At 72.8% G+C, this 17,748-nt stretch carries 15 protein-coding genes; 7 read left to right on the forward strand and 8 right to left on the reverse strand.

The genetic code is table 11. The annotated features are described in order from the left end of the window. The first annotated feature begins 86 nt into the window (after positions 1–86). Positions 87–2,081, forward strand: a complete 1,995-nt coding sequence (locus tag HD597_RS37090) for a glycosyl hydrolase family 28-related protein (protein ID WP_253748425.1) — start codon at positions 87–89, stop codon at positions 2,079–2,081. Positions 2,082–2,215: 134 nt separating this feature from the next. On the opposite strand, the gene HD597_RS37095 is transcribed toward HD597_RS37090, so the two are convergent. From HD597_RS37095 to HD597_RS37110, 4 genes are all read right to left on the reverse strand, one after another. Continuing rightward, a complete protein-coding gene (locus tag HD597_RS37095; protein ID WP_253748427.1) occupies positions 2,216–3,100 on the reverse strand; it encodes a LysR family transcriptional regulator in 885 nt (294 codons plus the stop codon). A gap of 32 nt (positions 3,101–3,132) precedes the next feature. Further along, entirely contained in the window at positions 3,133–3,999 is an 867-nt protein-coding gene (locus HD597_RS37100) for a fumarylacetoacetate hydrolase family protein (protein WP_253748429.1), read from the reverse strand. Positions 4,000–4,096: 97 nt separating this feature from the next. Then, positions 4,097–5,644 (reverse strand): multicopper oxidase family protein, encoded by a 1,548-nt coding sequence (locus HD597_RS37105; RefSeq protein ID WP_253748431.1) that lies wholly within the window; start codon positions 5,642–5,644, stop codon positions 4,097–4,099. Then, positions 5,641–6,048 carry a hypothetical protein gene (locus tag HD597_RS37110; protein WP_253748433.1) on the reverse strand — a complete coding sequence of 136 codons (408 nt, stop codon included), beginning with the start codon at positions 6,046–6,048 and terminating at the stop codon, positions 5,641–5,643. Before HD597_RS37110 ends, HD597_RS37105 begins: the two co-directional genes overlap by 4 nt. A gap of 152 nt (positions 6,049–6,200) precedes the next feature. Here HD597_RS37110 and HD597_RS37115 point away from each other — a divergent pair, with 152 nt between their 5' ends. Together HD597_RS37115 and HD597_RS37120 are read left to right on the forward strand one after the other, a co-directional pair. Next, on the forward strand, positions 6,201–7,412 hold the full coding sequence (locus HD597_RS37115) for a sensor histidine kinase (protein ID WP_253748434.1): 1,212 nt from the start codon (positions 6,201–6,203) through the stop codon (positions 7,410–7,412). Further along, entirely contained in the window at positions 7,409–8,086 is a 678-nt protein-coding gene (locus tag HD597_RS37120; protein ID WP_253748436.1) for a response regulator, read from the forward strand. The genes HD597_RS37115 and HD597_RS37120 overlap by 4 nt, the downstream gene beginning before the upstream one ends. Before the next feature lie 349 nt (positions 8,087–8,435). Here HD597_RS37120 and HD597_RS37125 read toward each other — a convergent pair whose 3' ends face one another. Both HD597_RS37125 and HD597_RS37130 read right to left on the reverse strand, forming a co-directional pair. Beyond that, complete coding sequence (locus tag HD597_RS37125) at positions 8,436–8,693, reverse strand: hypothetical protein (RefSeq protein ID WP_253748438.1); 258 nt, start codon at positions 8,691–8,693, stop codon at positions 8,436–8,438. Then, complete coding sequence (locus HD597_RS37130) at positions 8,690–8,974, reverse strand: hypothetical protein (protein WP_253748440.1); 285 nt, start codon at positions 8,972–8,974, stop codon at positions 8,690–8,692. The genes HD597_RS37125 and HD597_RS37130 overlap by 4 nt, the downstream gene beginning before the upstream one ends. A gap of 193 nt (positions 8,975–9,167) precedes the next feature. Here HD597_RS37130 and HD597_RS37135 point away from each other — a divergent pair, with 193 nt between their 5' ends. Beyond that, positions 9,168–9,326 (forward strand): hypothetical protein, encoded by a 159-nt coding sequence (locus HD597_RS37135; RefSeq protein WP_253748442.1) that lies wholly within the window; start codon positions 9,168–9,170, stop codon positions 9,324–9,326. 3 nt (positions 9,327–9,329) lie between these two features. Here the strand turns inward: HD597_RS37135 and HD597_RS37140 are convergent, their stop codons facing one another. Beyond that, entirely contained in the window at positions 9,330–10,526 is a 1,197-nt protein-coding gene (locus tag HD597_RS37140; RefSeq protein ID WP_253748444.1) for a L,D-transpeptidase, read from the reverse strand. Positions 10,527–10,649: 123 nt separating this feature from the next. On the opposite strand from HD597_RS37140, the gene HD597_RS37145 reads away from it, so the two are divergent. The 3 genes from HD597_RS37145 (at position 10,650) to qcrB (HD597_RS37155) (ending at position 14,451) form a co-directional block, all read left to right on the forward strand. Continuing rightward, a complete protein-coding gene (locus tag HD597_RS37145; protein ID WP_253748446.1) occupies positions 10,650–11,345 on the forward strand; it encodes a hypothetical protein in 696 nt (231 codons plus the stop codon). 86 nt (positions 11,346–11,431) lie between these two features. Beyond that, positions 11,432–12,871, forward strand: a complete 1,440-nt coding sequence (qcrB, locus tag HD597_RS37150) for a cytochrome bc1 complex cytochrome b subunit (protein ID WP_253748449.1) — start codon at positions 11,432–11,434, stop codon at positions 12,869–12,871. A 68-nt stretch (positions 12,872–12,939) separates the two neighbouring features. Then, entirely contained in the window at positions 12,940–14,451 is a 1,512-nt protein-coding gene (qcrB, locus tag HD597_RS37155; protein WP_253748451.1) for a cytochrome bc1 complex cytochrome b subunit, read from the forward strand. 7 nt (positions 14,452–14,458) lie between these two features. Here qcrB (HD597_RS37155) and HD597_RS37160 read toward each other — a convergent pair whose 3' ends face one another. Next, positions 14,459–17,710 (reverse strand): glucodextranase DOMON-like domain-containing protein, encoded by a 3,252-nt coding sequence (locus HD597_RS37160; protein ID WP_253748453.1) that lies wholly within the window; start codon positions 17,708–17,710, stop codon positions 14,459–14,461. Positions 17,711–17,748: the final 38 nt, after the last annotated feature.

The raw sequence follows: 17,748 nt of genomic DNA on the forward strand, positions 1-17,748 counted from the left end.
TAACACCGAAACTAGTTCACAGGGCCTTGTGGAGCGGCGTGCGTTGAGCCTAGATTCGCCTCACCCCCCGAGAGAATCGAGCACGCATGCCCCGCTCCGCCCTCACCGCGGCGCTCCTCGCCGCCGCCGTGGCCTGCGGCCTCCTGGCAACGCCCGCCCCGCCGGCCTCGGCCGGCTCCGCCGCGCCCGTCGTGACCCGGGCGGCCCTCGATCCGGCCCTGGTCGCGGGCCGGGGAGCCACCGTGGCCTTCGCCGAGCAGGAGGCGGAGAACGCCGTGACGTCCGGCACGATCATCGGGCCTGACCGCACCGCGTACACGCTGCCCGCCGAGGCGTCGGGGCGCAGAGCGGTGCGGCTGACGCCGGGGCAGCACGTCGAGTTCACCCTGCCCGCCAGGGCGAACGCGATCACCGTGCGCTACAGCATCCCCGACGCGCCCGGCGGAGGCGGCATCACCGCGCCGCTCGACGTCACCGTCAACGGCGGGCGCCGCACCACCATGACGCTGACGTCGCAGTACACCTGGCTGTACAACCAGTACCCGTTCTCCAACGACCCCGGCGCCGGTCTGCTGCACCCCGACTGGTGGATCACCGAGTGCGCGTGCGTGCCCAGCGCGACCACTCCCCCGCCGGTGATCGCCAAGCCGTTCCGGCCGAACCACTTCTACGACGAGCAGCGCCTGCTCCTGGGCCGCACGTACCGGGCGGGCGACCGCGTGCGGCTGACGGTCCCGGCGGGCAGCAGGGCCGGGTGGACGGTCATCGACCTGCTCGACTCCGAGCTCGTCGGCCCGCCGAAGGTCGAGCCGCGGGCGGCCAACGTGCTGGCGTTCGGCGCGGACCCGACCGGGCGGCGCGACTCCGCCGGGGCCATCGACAAGGCCATCGCCCACGCCAAGCGCAAGCGGCTGAAGGTGTACCTGCCGCCGGGGACGTACCAGGTGAACCGGCACATCATCGTGGACGACGTGACGATCACCGGCGCGGGCAACTGGTACACGATCGTCAAGGGCCGCGAGGTCGCCCTGCCGAGCCCCGCCCCGGACGGCTCCGTGCACACGGGCGTCGGCTTCTACGGCAGGCCCGCCTCGGAGGGCGGCAGCCGCGACGTGCACCTGTCGGACTTCGCGATCGAGGGCGACGTACGCGAACGCGTCGACACCGACCAGGTCAACGGCGTCGGCGGCGCGATGAGCGACTCGACCGTCGACGGCCTGCACATCCGGCACACCAAGGTCGGCATGTGGTTCGACGGCCCGATGACGAACCTGCGGATCACGAACAACATCATCGTCGACCAGATCGCCGACGCCATCAACTTCCACACCGGCGTCTCCGGCTCCCTCGTGGCGAACAACTTCATCCGCAACACCGGCGACGACGCCCTGGCCATGTGGTCGGAGAAGAGCGCCAACACGGGCAACACGATCGACCACAACACCGTGCAGACGCCCGTGCTGGCCAACGGCATCGCCGTCTACGGCGGCACCGACAACACGATCTCCGGCAACCTCGTCGCCGACCCGATCAGGGAGGGCAGCGCGCTCCAGGTCGGCTCCCGCTTCGGCGCCGAACCGTTCGCGGGGCGGCTGGACATCACCGGCAACACCACCGTGCGGTCGGGGACGTACGAGCTGAACTGGAACATCGGGCTGGGCGCCATCTGGTTCTACGCGCTGGAGCGGGACATCTCCGCCGACATCCGGGTGACCGGCAACGACTTCCTCGACAACACCTACAACGCGATCATGCTGGTCAGCGAGTGGTCGGTGAAGGACCTGTACGCGATCGACGGCGTGCGCTTCAAGGACATCCGGGTGGACGGCACCGGCACGTCGGTGGTCAGCGCGCGGGTGAAGGGCTCGGCCACGTTCGAGAACGTCGACGCCCGGAACGTGGGGGCGGTCGGCGTCAACAACTGCGGCTCGTTCGGCTTTCCCGCGACGGGCTCGGAGTTCTCGCTCGCGGACGGCGGCGGGAACGACGGCGGCTGGCTGGCTCCGTGGCTCCTGCCCAACACCATCACCTGCGACGACCGCCCACCGGTCGTCCCGCCCCCGGCCCCGTCCCCCTGGTGACCGCGACCAGCGCCCCGCCGCAGCCGCATCCGCTGCGCGGCGGGGCATGGTGCGAGGGAGCAGGAGGCGGCACGATGCCCGAGACGCCGGACGCGGGGCACGCGACGCAGGGCGCGAGGCGCGGGGCGGGGTTGTCAGGGGGTGGGGAAGAGGTCGCGGAAGTTGCGGACGACCGGGTTGGGGTCGCCGGTGCGCCAGGTGACGTCCAGCGTGACGACCCTGGTCGCCGGTGACAGCGGCCGGAACACCACGTCACCACGCCGCAACCGGGCCACCGACTCCGGCACGATCGACACCCCGATCCCCGCCGCCACCAGCCCCACGATCGTCTGCATCTGCACGGCCTCCTGCACGATCGCGGGCTCGAACCCGGCCGCCCTGGCCACGGCCGTGATCTGGTCGTACAACGCGCTCCCGTACCGCCGGGGGAACATCACGAACGGCTCCCCCGCCAGCGCCGACGCCGGGAGCGGCGCGCGGGTGGCGAGGGGGTGCCCGCTGGGCAGGGCGGCCAGCAGCAGCTCCCGCGCCACCGTACGGGTGGACAGCACCTCGGCGGCGGGCCCGGCCAGCGGCGCGTGCAGGAGCCCCACGTCGAGCAGGCCCTGCCGCAGCTCCTCCGCCTGCTGCGCGGTGGTCAGCTCGCGCAGCTCGACCTGGACGCCCGGGTAGCGGGCGCGGAAGCGGCGCAGCACGCGCGGCAGCGTGAGGTTCGTGGCCGACCCGACGAAGCCGATCGCCAGCCGCCCCGCCTCGCCCCTGCCCGCCCGCCTGGCCGCCTCGGCCGCCAGCTCGGCGTGCGCCAGGCTGTTGCGCGCCTGCGCGACGAACGCCTCGCCCGCCGCGGTGAGGCGCACCTGCCTGGTCGTGCGCTCGAACAGGCGCACGCCGAGCTCCTCCTCCAGCTTGCCGATCTGCTGGCTGAACGGCGGCTGGCGGACACCCTCACGCAGCGCGGCCCGGCCGAAGTTGAGCTCCTCGGCCAGCGCCACGGCGTAGCGGAGCTGCTGGAGATTCATACGCCGGTTATATCAACGGCGGCGGATTCATCTCAGGTCGCGGTGGGCACGCCCCTGACCACCGTGGTCGACAGCGTGCCGATCTCGCCGATGCCGATGGTGACCGTGTCGCCGTCGTTCAGCGTGAACGGCAGGTCAGGCACCAGGCACGTGCCGGTGGCCAGCACGGCGCCGTCGGGGAAGACGTCGGCGCGGTAGAGGTAGCCGGCCAGGTCGTCCAGCCGCCGGTTGAGCTGCGAGGTGCTGGCCTTGCCCTCCCACACGGTCCGCCCCGCCCTGGCGATGGCGAGCGAGATGTCCAGCGCGTACGGGTCGGCGACCTCCCACGCGGGCCTGATGGCCGGCCCGACCGCGCAACCGCCCAGGTAGATCTTGGCCTGCGGCAGGTAGAGCGGGTTGACGCCCTCGATCGTGCGCGAGCTGACGTCGTCCACGACCGTGTAGCCGACGATCTCCCCGGACGCGTTCAGCACCAGGCCGAGCTCCGGCTCGGGCACGTCGATCTCGGAGTCCTCGCGGACGGCGATGCGCCCGCCGTGCCCGGCCACCTTCCACGCCACCGACTTGAAGAACAGCTCGGGCCGCTCGGCGTCGTACACCAGCTCGTACACGTCGGCGGCCCGCTCGCTCTCCAGCACCCGCGCCTCCCGCGAGCGCCGGTACGTCACGCCGGCCGCCCACACCTCCATGCGCCCGTCCACCGGAGGCAGCAGCGTCACGGAGCCGGACGGGTGCCGGGTCCCGTCCGCGGACGCGCAGCGTTCCCGCAGCTCATCGGAGGACAGGCGGAGCAGCTCCCCCACGCTGGTGATCCCCGCCAGCTCCACCACCTGCTCACCGTCGTCGACACCGACCGCGTCGGCACTGGTCAGAGGGCTGGTGAACCGTACGATCTGCATGCCTGCTCCTAGCTCCATCAGACGAGGGGGCACTTGTCATCCGATGAATGTCCCCTATGGGATCAATTTAGTAGTTCGCCGGGGCGAGCGGGAGGGCTCAGACGACCTCGAAATCGGCCATCATCGCCATGTCCTCGTGTTCGAGGTTGTGGCAGTGGAGCATGTAGCGGCCCCGGTGGCCGTCGAAGCGGGCCAGCACGTCCACGACCTCGTACGGGCGCACGTCCACGGTGTCCTTCCAGCCGGCGTCCGTGGCGGCGGGCGGCCTGCCGTTCCTGGCCAGCACCTGGAAGTGGGCCAGGTGCACGTGCACGGGGTGGTGGAAGTCGCTGGTCAGCCGCCAGATCTCGGCGGTGCCGAGGCGCGGGCGGGCCAGCGGCGCGCCGGGCCTGTAGCGGTGGCCGTTGATGGTCCAGGCATCGTTCGTCCTGCGGAAGTCGAACGTGCGGGTGGCGACGGGGCGTGGCCGCCGGGGCGGGCGGGACAGGGTGGCAGGCACGGCGGTGTCGTCGGGCGCTCTGCGGGTGACGACGAAGCGCATGACCTTCCCCGCCGGGCCGTCGGCCAGGGTGTTGAGCAGGGTGATCTCGCTGCCGGGCGGGTAGGCGGAGAAATCCACGACGACGTCGTACCGCTCGCCGGGAGCCATGGTGATCGCGTCGTGCACGATCGGCGCGGCCAGCAGGCCGGAGTCGCTGCCGATCTGGGTGAACCGGCCGCCGGGAGAGAGCCGGAGCCGGTACCTGCGGGCGTTGGAGGCGTTCACCAGGCGCAGCCGGTGCCGCGTGGCCGTCACCTCGGCCACCGGCCAGGGCGCGCCGTTGACCAGGATCACGTCGCCCTCCACGCCTTCCATGTAGTCGGCGTCGAGGGCGTGGGTGTCGTCGGCCGGCCCGTGCCCACCGCCGCCGTGCCCACCGCCGCCGTGCCCGCCGCCGCTGTGCCCGGGCGCGTGGTGTGCGGCGTGCGGGTAACGGATGGAGCCGTCCTCCTCGAACGCCCTGTCGCAGATCATCAGCGGCAGCTCCCGCTCGCCCCTGGGCAGCGGCAGCGCGTCCTCCTCCTCGTCCCGGACCAGCGCCATCCCGGCCAGCCCGCGCCACACCTGCGGCGCGGTGAAGTCCATCCGGTGGTCGTGGTACCAGAGCGTGGCGGCCCGCTGCTCCACCGGGTAGCGGTAGTCCCTGACGACCTGGTGGCGCACCTCGCCGGGGTGGGCGTGCGGGGAGGAGTAGCCGGCGGGCACGACGAGGTCGGTCGGGTAGCCGTCCGACTCGGGCGGGGTGACGCCGCCGTGCAGGTGGGTGGAGGTGGGCACGGGCAGCTCGTTGCGCACGCCGATCACGGCGGGCGCGCCGCGCCGCAGCTCGAACGTGGGCCCGGGGAAGGTGCCGCCGTACCCCCACACCTCGGTGCGCAGCCCGGGCAGGATCTCGACGGCCGCCACCCGCTGCGTCACCTCGTACCGGCCGGGGCTCACCGGCCGGGCCACCTCGGGGATCGGCAACGGCACGGTGAACGGCTCGGGCAGCCGCACCCTGCCGGCCAGGAACTCGCCCGCGCTCTCGCGCCCGCCGCCGCACCCGGCCACGGCCAGGCCGGCCCCGCCCAGCACGCCGAGGAACGCCCTCCTGGAGACCCTCATGCCGCACCCGCCCGGCGCAGACCCAGCCACGTCCAGGCCGTGAAGACGGCCGACAGGCCGAAGATCGCCATCCCGAGCGGGAAGTGCCCCGCGATGATCCGGTGCTGGCCCAGCACCACCTGCACCGTCTCCAGCGCCACCAGCGCCGCGCCGGCCGCCGCCGGCCACCACGCCCCCCTGCCGGGCCGCCACAGCAGGACGGCCGCCAGGAGCTGCAGGTAGAGCATGCTGTGGGTGACGCCGCCGTTGTTACGGTGCCAGGTCAGCAGGTCGACGTCGCCGGTGACGAACAGCCCGGCCAGGGCCGCCTGCGCGAGCACGCCCGCCAGGTGCGCCGTCGCCGTCACCCGCAGCGACCAGACGATCCAGCCGCGCGGCGCCGGTGTGGAGTTCGAGGAGGTCATGCCAGGAATGCTCCTTCGGCGGGCCGGCCGGCCACATCCCACGCCGGACGGCACCGCGCCGTACTCCCGGGGGCGTACGCGGCGTGCCCGGCACCGGGAACGTACGCCCCGGGGATGACGACTCCCCCAAGGACGATCGCTAACTTATGGGCATGGACAGCCGCAGAACGGACGCGCTCATCGCGCTGGGCAGCCTGGTGACGATCGTGCCGGCCACGTACGCGAACCTGTCGTGGACGGGCCCGTACGAGCGGCCGCTCGACCCCGCCGGGCTGGCGCTGATCACGATCGCGGCCCTGTCGCTGGCCTACCGGCGCACCGCCCCGCTGGCCGCCGGGATCGTCGCGGCGGCCTGCGGCGTCGTGTACTACGCCGCCCACTACCCGGGCGTGTTCGCCGCCGCGCCGGCGCTGGCCGCGATCTACACCCTGGCGGTGCTGGGCCGGCGCGCGGACGCGATCTGGCTGGCGATCGGGCTGGCCGTGCCGGTGTACGGGCTGATGGCACTGTCGTCCGACGACCCGGCGGCGGGCAACTGGATGACGTTGCTGAGCGGCTGGCTGGTGGCCATGGTGGTCGTCGGCGAGGTGACCAGGAGCCGGCGCGCGTACCTGCGCGAGGTGGAGCAGCGGGCTGAGGCGGAGGCGCAGCGGGCGCGGGCCGAGGCGCAGCGGGCCGAGGCCATGACGCGGCACGCCGAGGCGGTCGAGCAGCGGGCGCTGGAGGCCGAGCGCACCCGGGAGGAGGCCGCCCTGCGGCGGGCCGGCGAGGAGCGGTTGTGGATCGCCCAGGAGCTGCACGACTCGCTCACCCACAGCATCTCCGTGGTCAACGTGCAGGCGGCGCTGGCCGTGGAGCTGCTGGACAGGAAGCCCGAGCGGGTCAGGGAGGCGCTGGCCGCGATCAAGGAGTCGGGGCACGAGGCGATGGACGAGCTGCGCGCCACGCTGGGCGTGCTGCGGCAGGGCGAGACGGAGGGGGCCGAGGCGGGGCTGTCCGGGCTGCCGCGCCTGGTGTCCAGGGCGGAGGGGGCGGGCCTGCGGGTGGCGCACACGGTCTCGGGCGAGCCGTACGCGCTGCCGCCCGAGACGGACCGGGCCGCGTACCGGATCGCCCAGGAGGCGCTCACCAACGTGCTGCGGCACGCGGGCGCGGCGGCGGTCACGGTGGCCGTCGAATACGATCGCTCGAAGGTCGTGCTGCGGGTGGAGAACGACGGCGAGCCGGGCACGCCCGGGCCGGGGATGGGGTTGATCGGGATGCGCGAGCGCGCGGTCGCCGTCGGCGGTTCCCTCACGGCGGGCCCCGGCGAGCGCGGCGGCTTCACGGTGCGCGCCGAGCTCCCGGCCGGAGCGGCCGCATGACGTCACAGCCCGTCAGGGTGCTGCTGGCCGACGACCAGCCGCTGATCCGCGCGGGTTTCAAGGCCCTGCTGGAGCTCACCGACGACATCACCGTCGTGGGCGAGGCGGGCGACGGCGCGCGGGCCGTGGAGCTGGCCAGGCGGCTGCTGCCCGACGTGGCGCTGCTCGACGTGCGCATGCCGCTGCTCGACGGCATCCAGGCCACCCGCAGGATCGGCGCCGACCCCGAGCTGAACGGCGTGCGCGTGGTGATCCTCACCAACTACGCCCTCGACGAGTACGTCTTCGCCGCGCTGCGGGCCGGCGCCAGCGGCTTCCTGCTCAAGGACATCGAGCCGGGCGACCTGCTGCAGTCGGTCAGGGTGGCGGCGCGCGGCGACGCGCTGCTGTCGCCCTCGGTGACGCGCCGCCTGATCGAGGAGTACGTCAGCACCCCGCCGCGCCCGGCGCCCGTCCCCGGGCAGGAGCGGCTGACGGGCCGCGAGCGCGAGATCGTCGCCCTGGTCGCCAGGGGCCTGTCGAACGAGGAGATCGCCGAGCACCTGGTGATCAGCGCGGCCACGGCCAAGACCCACGTGAGCAGGTCGATGATCAAGCTGGGCGTGCGCGACCGGGCCCAGCTCGTGGTCTTCGCGTACGAGTCGGGCCTCGTGGTACCCGGCACCGCGTCCTAGATGGCCAGCAGGAACTCGTAGGCGTTCAGCACCCACACCAGCAGCCACAGGGCGATGGCCGGGAGCCGGTGCAGCCCCCGCCAGGCTCCTTCAGCAGGCACCCGTTATCACGTCACCTTCCCCTGTGTCCGGCAGCGCCGCCCATGCACCCATCCGGCGAGCACAAAGCTTTCCCCGAATTCGCCCCTCCAACGGACCCGGTTTATATGCTCAATTGAACGGGACGGCACTCCTGTTTCCCCCATGGTAAATCGCCCGGGCCGCAAAAGGAGCATTCGTGGACAAAGGATTCCCCGTCCTGTCCGATGCGCCGGCACGGGCTCGGCGGAGACGAGCCGGGCTTCGGCCGCTACGCCGATCCGCTCGTCCACGTCATCACCGACGAGGCCACCGAGACCCCGTTCACCTCCGCCTGCTCCTGCCGCTCCGCCACCCTGCTCAAGCGGGTCTCCGGCGGCGCGGTCACGCTCGACGGGCTCCAGGAGCTCTCCCAGCAGTACGCCGAGCAGCGCGGCAGGGTGCACAGCGAGCTGCGCGGCCTGCGGCGCACGCTGCAGGGCGAGGCCGGCCGCGCCGCCGCCGACGGCGCCCGCCCGGTGATCTTCATCGACGACCTCGACCGCTGCCGGCCGCACGAGACCGTTCGATCTCCTGGAGTCGGTCAAGCCGTTCCTCGATCTGCGCCACGTCCTCGTCATTCTGGCGGTCGCCAAGAACGTGGTCGATCAGGGCATAGCCATGAAATATCGGGAATTCGGATTCGACGCCGCCGAAGTGCTGGAAATCAGCGATGAATATCCGGACAAAATGATCCAGCTCCCGCTGACCCTCATGCCCATCGACCCCGCCGGCCATCTCGGCGGCCTGGCGATGCCCGACGAACCCCACCCACCGTCCCGGCGGGCGGGTGCCGGCGATGAGGTTCGACGGGGACGGCACGCTCGTCGCCGCCGTCCCCGGTGAGGACGGCGTCCGGCTCAGCGCTGCGGGCCGAGCTGCCGCTCACACCGCTGGCGCTGGGGCTCAGCGCCGACGGGCAGGCCCTGGCAGTCGGCACCGAGGCAGGGGTGCGGCTCCGGGCGTGCGGTTGTGGAGGGTGCAGCCGCCCTCCGACCTCGTCGGCGCGGCCTGCGAGCTCGTCCGCCGGGACGCGGCCTGGGCGAGCGAGGGCGACCTCCTCCCCGAGGAGTGGGCCGGGTACGCGCCCGGCGACGTGCGGCGCCGCCCGGCCTGCCCGTGACCGTCACCCGTTCACGGGCTTGCCGAGCGCGCTCCCGGCCAGCCAGTCCTCCCACGACTTGGCCCACGGCGTCGGCCCGTTGCCGAACCGCAGCTTCCTCGACGTGCCGGTGACCTCGATGATGTCCCCGCGCTGGGTGAACTCGTAGAACCACTTCGCGTCGGCCGGGCTGGCGTTGACGCAGCCGTGGCTGACGTTGGAGCTGCCCTGCGCGCCGGTCGACCAGGGGGCGGCGTGGAAGAAGGTGCCGCTGTAGGTCATGCGCACGTTCCACTTGGTCCGGATGCGGTACTCGCCGGGCTCGCCGATGGTGGCGGAGTCCATGACGATGTCGGGGGCCTTCTCCTGGGCGATCATGATGCCCGAGTAGCTGTCGTCGCCGGGCTTGCCCAGGCTGACCGGGATGGTCTTGACGACCTCGCCGTTCTCGCGTACGACCGCCTGGTGGTTCTCGGCGCTGACCTTGGTGATGTGCTCGGGACCGACGGTGAAGGACAGGCTGCGGTCCTTCGTGCCCCACAGCCCCGATCCCGCGCGCAGGCCCGCCAGGTGCGCCACGACAGTGACCCGCTCCCCCACGGGCCAGTACTCGCGCGGCCTGAACTGGACCTCGCGGTCGCTCACCCAGCTCCACGCGCCCTCGACCGGCTGCGACATGCGCACCACCAGCGACCGCTCGATCGCGGCCCTGGCCTGCCGTGAGGTGATCGGCTGGGAGAGCAGGAGCTGGACGGGCATGCCGACGCCGACCTTCTCGCCGTCCAGCGGCGACATGCCGCTCTCCAGCACACGCCCGGGCTTGAGCGTGGTGAACGTGGAGGTGCCCGTCACCTGCTTGCCGTCCGTGCCCTTGGCCTCGGCGCTGACCGTGTACGCGGTGGACGGCCTCAACGGCCACTGGGGCCGCCACTGCCCGTCGGCGCCCACGGCGCCCTTGACGGCGCGGCCCTTGGCGTCGGCGACGGCCACCTTCGTGACCTGGCCGCCGGTGACCTGGACGCTGACGCCGGTGTCGGGGGCGACCTTCTTCGTGCCGTCGGCGGGCGTGATCGACAGCTTGGCCACGGGGCCCTGCTCCTGCGACGGCTCACCCGGCGCCGCGCCGCCGCCGCCACCGCCCTGGGCGGTGCATCCGGCGGTCACGGCCAGCGCCGCCGCACAGATGGCGAGGAGTGTCTGGTTGGTCCGGCCGTTCCGCATCACTGATGCCTCCCGCGCCTGACATATAGGCAATCATTCACAGTAGTCCGGTTGTCGGGGATCCGGCGGACTCCTTCCCGTATTGACCGAACCCATGCGAACACGACGGCGCGGCGCGTTGCGATGATCTTGATCTGGCGTTCCGCCGACCACAATCATGGGCCGGTGGACTACTACCTGATCTCCGCGACGGCGGGCGATCGATCGCCCGCAGGGCTCCTGGTGGAGGAGTTCGTCCTGTGCGACGACTACACGGCGGCCGGCATAGACGGCGCCGAGTGGGTGGCGGAGATAGGGGCCTGGTCCGCCTCGGCCGAGCTGAGCAGGGCCATCCGCGCCGACACCGCGCTGCGCTCGCGGGTCATGCCGGTGAGCAGGCAGGAGGCCGTACGCGCCTTCAAGCTGCTCGGCGGCGGCGGGCTGCCGGAGGAGGCGGGGCTGCGCACGCTCTTCCAGGAGCGCCGCTCCCTGCCCACCACGTCCCCGCTCAACCTGGGCAACGGCTCCGCCAAGGCGCGCCGCTACCGCATCCTGTTCGCCGGGGAGCTGGGCGAGACCGGGCTGGCGAACGCGAGCACGGCGCTGCGCCTGGAGCCCACCGGCGACTCGCGCGTGGTCGGCACGGCCTCCGCCAGGGCCGGCGGTCACGGCTTCACCTGGGAGCTGCGCCGGATCGGCGCGGGCATCGCCTGGTGCGTGGACGTGACCGCGCGGCTGGGCTCCGGCCCGATCACGGCGCTCGGGGCGCTGCTGCACCACCACCGGCAGGCCGTACGCGAGCAGGGCCCCATCCCCGTCACCGTGGAGCGCTTCGCCTGACGGCCGCCCGCCGGTGAGTGTCACGACTCACCGCCCCTGCCCGGTCCCTCCTACGACGAGGCAACCGAGCCAGGTGCGGGGTGACGATGAAGGCGAGCTCACTGATCAGGGCGCTGGACGAGCGGGTCGGCGGCGCCCGGTTCCTGGACCGGGCGATGCGCAAGGCCTTCAACAACCACTGGTCGTTCCTGCTGGGCGAGATCGCCCTGTACGCGTTCGTGGTCGTGCTGGTCACCGGCGTCTTCCTGACGTTCTTCTTCAAGCCCGGCATGAAGGAGGTCGTCTACGACGGCGCCTACGTGCCGCTGCGCGGCGTCACCATGAGCGAGGCGTACGCGTCGTCCCTGGAGATCAGCTTCGACGTGCGCGGCGGCCTGCTGATGCGGCAGATGCACCACTGGTCCACGCTGATCTTCCTCGGCGGGATCGTGGTGCACCTGCTGCGCAACTTCTTCACCGGCTCCTTCCGCAAGCCGCGCGAGCTGAACTGGCTGATCGGCGTGGCCCTGTTCGGCCTGGTCATGCTGAACGGCCTGTTCGGCTACTCGCTGCCCGACGACCTGCTGTCCGGGGCCGGGCTGCGGATCCTGCACGGGGTGCTGGTCTCGGTGCCGCTGGTGGGGACGTACCTGGCGATGTTCCTGTTCGGCGGGGAGTTCCCCGGACAGGACATCATCCCCCGGCTCTACAGCCTGCACGTGCTGCTGATCCCGGGCCTGCTGCTCCTGCTCATCCCGCTGCACGCGGTGGTGCTGACCTGGCGGCAGACGCACACGCAGTTCCGGGAGAAGGGAGTGCGCAACCACCAGGTGAGCGGGGCGCCGTTCTTCCCCGCGTTCATCGCGAAGACGGCGGCCTACCTGCTGTGGGTGGCGGGGGTGGTGGCGCTGCTGGCCACCTTCTTCCAGATCAACCCGATCTGGCTGTACGGGCCGTACGTGCCCAGCACGGTCAGCGCCGGCTCCCAGCCCGACTGGTACATGGGGTTCCTGGAAGGCGCGCTGCGGCTGATGCCGCCATGGGAGTTCACCGCGTTCGGCCACACCGTGACGATGAGCGTGCTCATCCCCGCGCTGGTGGCGCCGGGCCTGCTGTTCGCCGGGCTGGCGCTGTACCCGTTCGCGGAGCGGTGGATCACCCGCGACCGGGCCGTGCACAACCTGCTCGACCGCCCGCGCGACATGCCGAGGCGGACGGGCATCGGGGTCGCGGGGATCGTCTACTACGGGGTGCTCTGGACGGCCGGCGGCAACGACGTCATCGCCGCCAACTTCCACGTCTCGTTGTACGCGACGACGTGGGTCTTCCGGATGGCGCTGCTGCTCGGGCCGGTGCTGGCGTTCGAGGGCACCCGGCGGCTCTGCCTGGCGTTGCAGGCCCGCGACCGGCGCCTGATCGAGCACGGCGTGGAGACCGGCCTGATCGTGCGCGGGCCCGGCGGCGAGTACACGGAGGTCGAGCGACCGCTGACGGAGGAGGAGAGGGCGGTCCTCGCCGACCCGCTGCCGGAATCCGCCGGGAGGTGAATGTCACATTTTGCCGCCCTGCGACGTCTTGGTTCTGACGAGACAACCGAGCCGTATGCGGGGTGGCTATGCAGGGCAGCTCACTGGCCAGAGCGCTGGACGACCGGGTCGGCGGCGCCGGGTGGGTGAAGAAGGCGATGCGGAAGATCTTTCCCGACCACTGGACGTTCCTGCTGGGGGAGATCGCCCTGTACGCCTTCGTGGTGATCCTTCTGACAGGCGTCTTCCTCACGCTCTTCTTCAAGCCGAGCATGCGGGAGGTCGTCTACGACGGGGCGTACGTGCCGCTGCGCGGCGTCATGATGAGCGAGGCGTACGCCTCGTCGCTGGAGATCACCTTCGAGGTGCGCGGCGGCCTGCTCATGCGGCAGATGCACCACTGGGCGACGCTGATCTTCCTGGCCGCCATCGTGGTGCACGCCCTGCGCAACTTCTTCACCGGCGCCTTCCGCAAGCCGCGCGACCTGAACTGGCTGATCGGCGTGCTGCTGTTCGTGCTGGTGATGTTCAACGGGCTGTTCGGCTACTCGCTGCCGGACGACCTGCTGTCCGGGGCGGGGCTGCGGATCCTGCACGGCATCACGATCTCGATCCCGCTGGTGGGCACGTACGTGGCGATGTTCCTGTTCGGCGGCGAGTTCCCCGGGCAGGACGTCATCCCCCGGCTCTACAGCATCCACGTGCTGCTCATCCCCGGCATCCTGCTCCTGCTCATCCCGCTGCACGCCGTGGTGCTGACCTGGCGGCAGACCCACACGCAGTTCCGGGCCGGCGGGCTGAACGAGCGGGTGGTGCGCGGGGCTCCGTTCTTCCCGACGTTCCTGGCCAAGACCACGGTCTTCTTCCTGTGGGTGACCGGGGTGATAGCGCTGCTGGCCACCGTGTTCCAGATCAACCCGATCTGGCTGTACGGGCCGTACGTGCCGGGTCACGTCAGCGCGGGCTCCCAGCCCGACTGGTACATGGGCTTCATGGAGGGCATGCTGCGGATCATGCCGCCGTGGGAGTTCACGGTGCTCGGCCAGACGGTGAGCATGAGCGTGGTGATCCCGGCGCTGGTGGCGCCGGGGCTGCTGTTCACCGGGCTGGCGGCGTACCCGTTCCTGGAGCGATGGGTGACGCGCGACCGGGCCGTGCACCACCTGCTCGACCGGCCGCGCGACGTGCCGGTGCGGGCCGGGCTCGGGGTGGCCGGGGTCGTGTACTACGGGGTGCTGTGGGCGGCCGGCGGCAACGACGTGATCGCCACGACCTTCCACATCTCGCTGTACGCGACGACGTGGATCTTCCGGGTCCTGGTCGTGGTGGGGCCGGTGCTGGGGTTCGTCGTGACGCGGCGGATCTGCCTGGGGCTGCAGGCCCGCGACCGGCGGACGGTCGAGCACGGCGTGGAGACCGGAGTGATCGTGCGCGGGACCGAGGGCGGCTACACCGAGGTGGAGCGGCCGGCCGACGAGGAGGAGACGGCGGTGCTGGTGCCGGCCGCGCGGCCCGAGCTGCCTCCGTCGGACTACGGCGACGTGCCTCCCCCGCCCAGGCGCCGCCTCCAGGACGCGCTCCAGCGCTCCTGGCACCGGTAGCCGGACCTCACGGCACCCGCACCGCCGGGACGGCGACCGGGCCGAGCAGCGGGTTCAGCACGTCCGCCTGCGGCCGGCCCGGCGGCAGGAGCACGTCGAGGGCCTTCGGCACGGTGCCCGGGTCCACGGCGCACAGCGGGGCCGTGCCGCCCTCGGCGCACACCCCGAACTGGTACGGCTGCGGCGTCGCGGCGAACGTCCTGGCCTGGTCGGCGCTGAACCCGTCCTGCCCGGTGAGCACCACGGCGAAGCGCCATCCCGGGCCGGGCGTGCCGAAGGTGTCCCTGGGCAGGGCGATCGTGATCGTCCGCGTGGTGCCGGACGCGCGGACCACGGCCCCCGCCCGCGCGGCGCCGTCCGCCGTCACCCAGACCGGGGCCGCGAAGCCCTGCGCCTCCACCCGCTGGCTCCACGCGTCCTGCTCGGCGATCCGGTGGTTGCGCTGCGGGAACGCCGCCTCGGTCGAGGTCGTGGACGCCGCCGGGTCGCGCACGTACACGTCGAGGAGCTGGGCGCCCATCTGGTTGCCGAAGGTCGGGCTGAGGTCGCGCAGTTCGGCCCGCAGGTAGACGGTGCTCGCGTCGGTGATGACCTGGAACCCGCGCAGGTCGAAGGCCCCGTCGTGGAAGTCGGCCGCGGTCGGGTACGCGTACGTGCCCGGCCCGTCGTCGTCGCCCTCCGGGTCCTCGGCGTCGAGCACGGTCGTGGCGTCCACGATGTCGCCGACGACCGCCCGCCGCGCGTGCCCGGTGCGCCCGTCCGAGGTGGTGGCCGTCACGGTCAGCACGACCTCCCCGAACGCCACGGGGGCCGTGGCGGCGAAGGCGCCGTCCGCGCCGGCCCGCGCCGAGACGACCCGCGTGGCCGCGCCCGTGTCGACGGGCGTGGCGGCGACCTCCACCCGCGCGCCGGGGACGGTGCCACCCGTGACGGTCACGGACGTGCCGGGCACGGCGGCGCCGTCGGCGGGGGCGGTGACGGTGAGCGGGGCGGCCCGGGGCGGGTCGGCGTAGCGGCGGCGCACGACGTCGGGCTGCTCGACGGGCCTGGTGGAGCCGAGCGACAGGATGAGCCGGACGACCTGGGCCTGCGCCCACGTCAGCGGCGACGCCGAGCCCGCGGGGCCGCCGTCGCGGAAGCCGATCGAGGCGGTGGCCGGGTCGGCGCCGTACGCGGAGGCGGGCAGGCCGGGGTTCTCCCACGCCTGCTCGGGGATCAGCCCGGTGCCCGACGCCATCGCGCGCATGGCGGACAGCAGCGCGGCGGCCGTGCCCTGGTCGCGCGTCTGCAGCGCCTGCTCGGCCCGCTCGCCCGCCAGGACCGGCCACACGTGCCCCGAGCCGTTGTTGCCGGTGGGCCACGGCTTGCCCGACGGCGCGCAGGAGGTGGGGTCGGGCTCGTGGCAGTCGCCGTAGCCGTCCTCGGTGCCCGGGGTGCCGGAGCCGTAGCGGTACCAGCCGGGGCCGCTCGCCGTGTCGCGCCTGATCACGCCGTCCACGACGGGGAGGCTGGCCAGCACGTCGGGGTCGTCGGGCGGCAGGATGCCGAGCCTGGTCAGCTCCAGGAAGCCGGCGTCCACCACCCGGCGCTGGTCCTCGGTGGGCCCGCCGTTGCCCAGGTTGTAGGAGACGGCGGCGTCGGGGTCGCCGGTGCGGGACAGGCGCAGGAAGTAGCGGGGCGCGTACGGGCCGGTCGTGGTGACCGTCCACGACTTGACCGAGCGGGCGAAGTGGTCGGCCGTGGCCCGGTAGAGCCTGGCCCGCGCCTGGTCGCCGTGGCGTGCGGCGAGCTCGCCCGCCGCGACCAGCGCCGCGATCTCGGCCGCGATCGTGGACGGCGAGTAGCCGGACTGCTCCTCCCACCGCTCCACGCCGAACGCGGGGCCGTGCGAGACGAGGAAGTCGGCGGCCGCCCGCACGTCGTCCCACACGCCGGTGAGCCCCGACTGGTAGGCCATCAGGATCGGGTAGGCGGTCTCGTCGAGCTGGTCGCCGCCCGAGTCGGGGGCGAGCCTGCCGTTCAGCAGGGAGTTGCGCGGCAGGCGGCCGTCTGGCAGTTGCTGGCGTTCCAGCAGGAAACGGGCCGTGGCGCGGGCGGTGGCCACGTCGCCGGCGGCGAGGAAGCCGGTGAACGCCTCGTACAGGTCGCGGGAGAACACCTCGCGGTAGGAGCCGAAGTAGAGCGCCTTGCCGCCGGCCAGCTCGCCGGCGCCGACCGCCTGCCCCCACGGGGCGGCCAGGGACGCCACGACCGCGCCGGGGAACGTCTTGTCCTCGCTGGCCTTGAGCACGTTGACCGAGAGCCGGTAGAGGCCGGCCAGCGCGCCGGGTGGCCTGCGCAGGCCGGCGTCGTAGGCGGCCCAGCCGGCCTCGTAGCGGGCGCGGGTGCCGTCGAACGGGCGGGCGGCGGCCTCGGCGGCGGTCCGCAGCGCGGCGGCCCTGTCGCGGCCGAAGCCGAGCGCGAACGTGACCTCGCCCCGGCCGTCGAGCGGCAGCCGGGCGGTGGCGACCACGTTGCCCGCCAGGGCCTCGGTGTACGGGGTCAGCTCGCGGGCCGCGTCGAGCTGGGCGGCCCCGTCACTGGGTGTGCCGGCGTACCCGACGCTCGCCTGCGGCAGCCGCCGCCCGGCCCGCAGTGCCAGGTGGGTCGGGACGGCGTAGTCGCGGGCCGGGGCCGAGGTCACGGTGTTGCCGTCCCACACGACGGGGGCGCCGGTACCGGCGTCCACCACGCCGCTGTCGGCACCGCCGTTCGGCTCGCCGCCTCCGCCGTTGCCGTTCACGCTCGCGTCGAGCCTGGCGTACAGCCGCAGGCCGGCGGGCTGGAGGCGGGTGCGGACCACCACGGCGTTCCTGTCGGGGTCGGTGACGTACGTGGTGGTCAGCCGGTAGCGGCCCTGCTTGCTCGCCGAGGTGATCGTGCAGGTCATGCCGGAGGAGTCGGTGCTCACCTGGTAGGTGGTGTCGCGAGCCTGCAGCTCGGTGAACGTCCTGCCGTCGGTGACGACGAACTGCAGGGTCTCGACGTTGGTGTTGTCGATCGTGGGCTCGTACACGTCGGACAGGACGCCGCCCGCCACCGTGAACCAGACCTTGGAGGCGCGGCCCGCCGAGGTGCCCACGCAGTCCTTGCGCGCCAGGCCGAAGTGCGAGGCCGTGCCGGGCCCGCCCGGCGCGGGGGTCCGGGCGAGCACCGGGTCGAAGGGCAGGAGGGCGATGGTGACGATCAGGACAAGAATGGATCGACGGATCGCGACCATGCGGGGCTCCCCTCCCTACCCCCGATGGGATGAGAGAA

This window comes from Nonomuraea thailandensis, from assembly GCF_024172165.1.
In the GTDB taxonomy this organism is placed as follows: Bacteria; Actinomycetota; Actinomycetes; order Streptosporangiales; family Streptosporangiaceae; genus Nonomuraea; species Nonomuraea thailandensis.

Excerpts from the sequence above, each read along its gene's own strand:
- HD597_RS37105 (WP_253748431.1), bottom strand. The coding sequence starts at position 5,644 with ATGAGGGTCTCCAGGAGGGCGTTCCTCGGCGTGCTGGGCGGGGCCGGC.
- HD597_RS37090 (WP_253748425.1), top strand. The coding sequence starts at position 87 with ATGCCCCGCTCCGCCCTCACCGCGGCGCTCCTCGCCGCCGCCGTGGCC.
- HD597_RS37120 (WP_253748436.1), top strand. The coding sequence starts at position 7,409 with ATGACGTCACAGCCCGTCAGGGTGCTGCTGGCCGACGACCAGCCGCTG.
- HD597_RS37110 (WP_253748433.1), bottom strand. The coding sequence starts at position 6,048 with ATGACCTCCTCGAACTCCACACCGGCGCCGCGCGGCTGGATCGTCTGG.
- HD597_RS37145 (WP_253748446.1), top strand. The coding sequence starts at position 10,650 with ATGATCTTGATCTGGCGTTCCGCCGACCACAATCATGGGCCGGTGGAC.
- HD597_RS37140 (WP_253748444.1), bottom strand. The coding sequence starts at position 10,526 with ATGCGGAACGGCCGGACCAACCAGACACTCCTCGCCATCTGTGCGGCG.
- qcrB (WP_253748449.1), top strand. The coding sequence starts at position 11,432 with ATGAAGGCGAGCTCACTGATCAGGGCGCTGGACGAGCGGGTCGGCGGC.
- HD597_RS37100 (WP_253748429.1), bottom strand. The coding sequence starts at position 3,999 with ATGCAGATCGTACGGTTCACCAGCCCTCTGACCAGTGCCGACGCGGTC.
- HD597_RS37125 (WP_253748438.1), bottom strand. The coding sequence starts at position 8,693 with ATGAAGATCACCGGGCGGGCGCCGTCGGCGGCGGCGCGGCCGGCCTCG.
- HD597_RS37095 (WP_253748427.1), bottom strand. The coding sequence starts at position 3,100 with ATGAATCTCCAGCAGCTCCGCTACGCCGTGGCGCTGGCCGAGGAGCTC.
- qcrB (WP_253748451.1), top strand. The coding sequence starts at position 12,940 with ATGCAGGGCAGCTCACTGGCCAGAGCGCTGGACGACCGGGTCGGCGGC.
- HD597_RS37160 (WP_253748453.1), bottom strand. The coding sequence starts at position 17,710 with ATGGTCGCGATCCGTCGATCCATTCTTGTCCTGATCGTCACCATCGCC.
- HD597_RS37115 (WP_253748434.1), top strand. The coding sequence starts at position 6,201 with ATGGACAGCCGCAGAACGGACGCGCTCATCGCGCTGGGCAGCCTGGTG.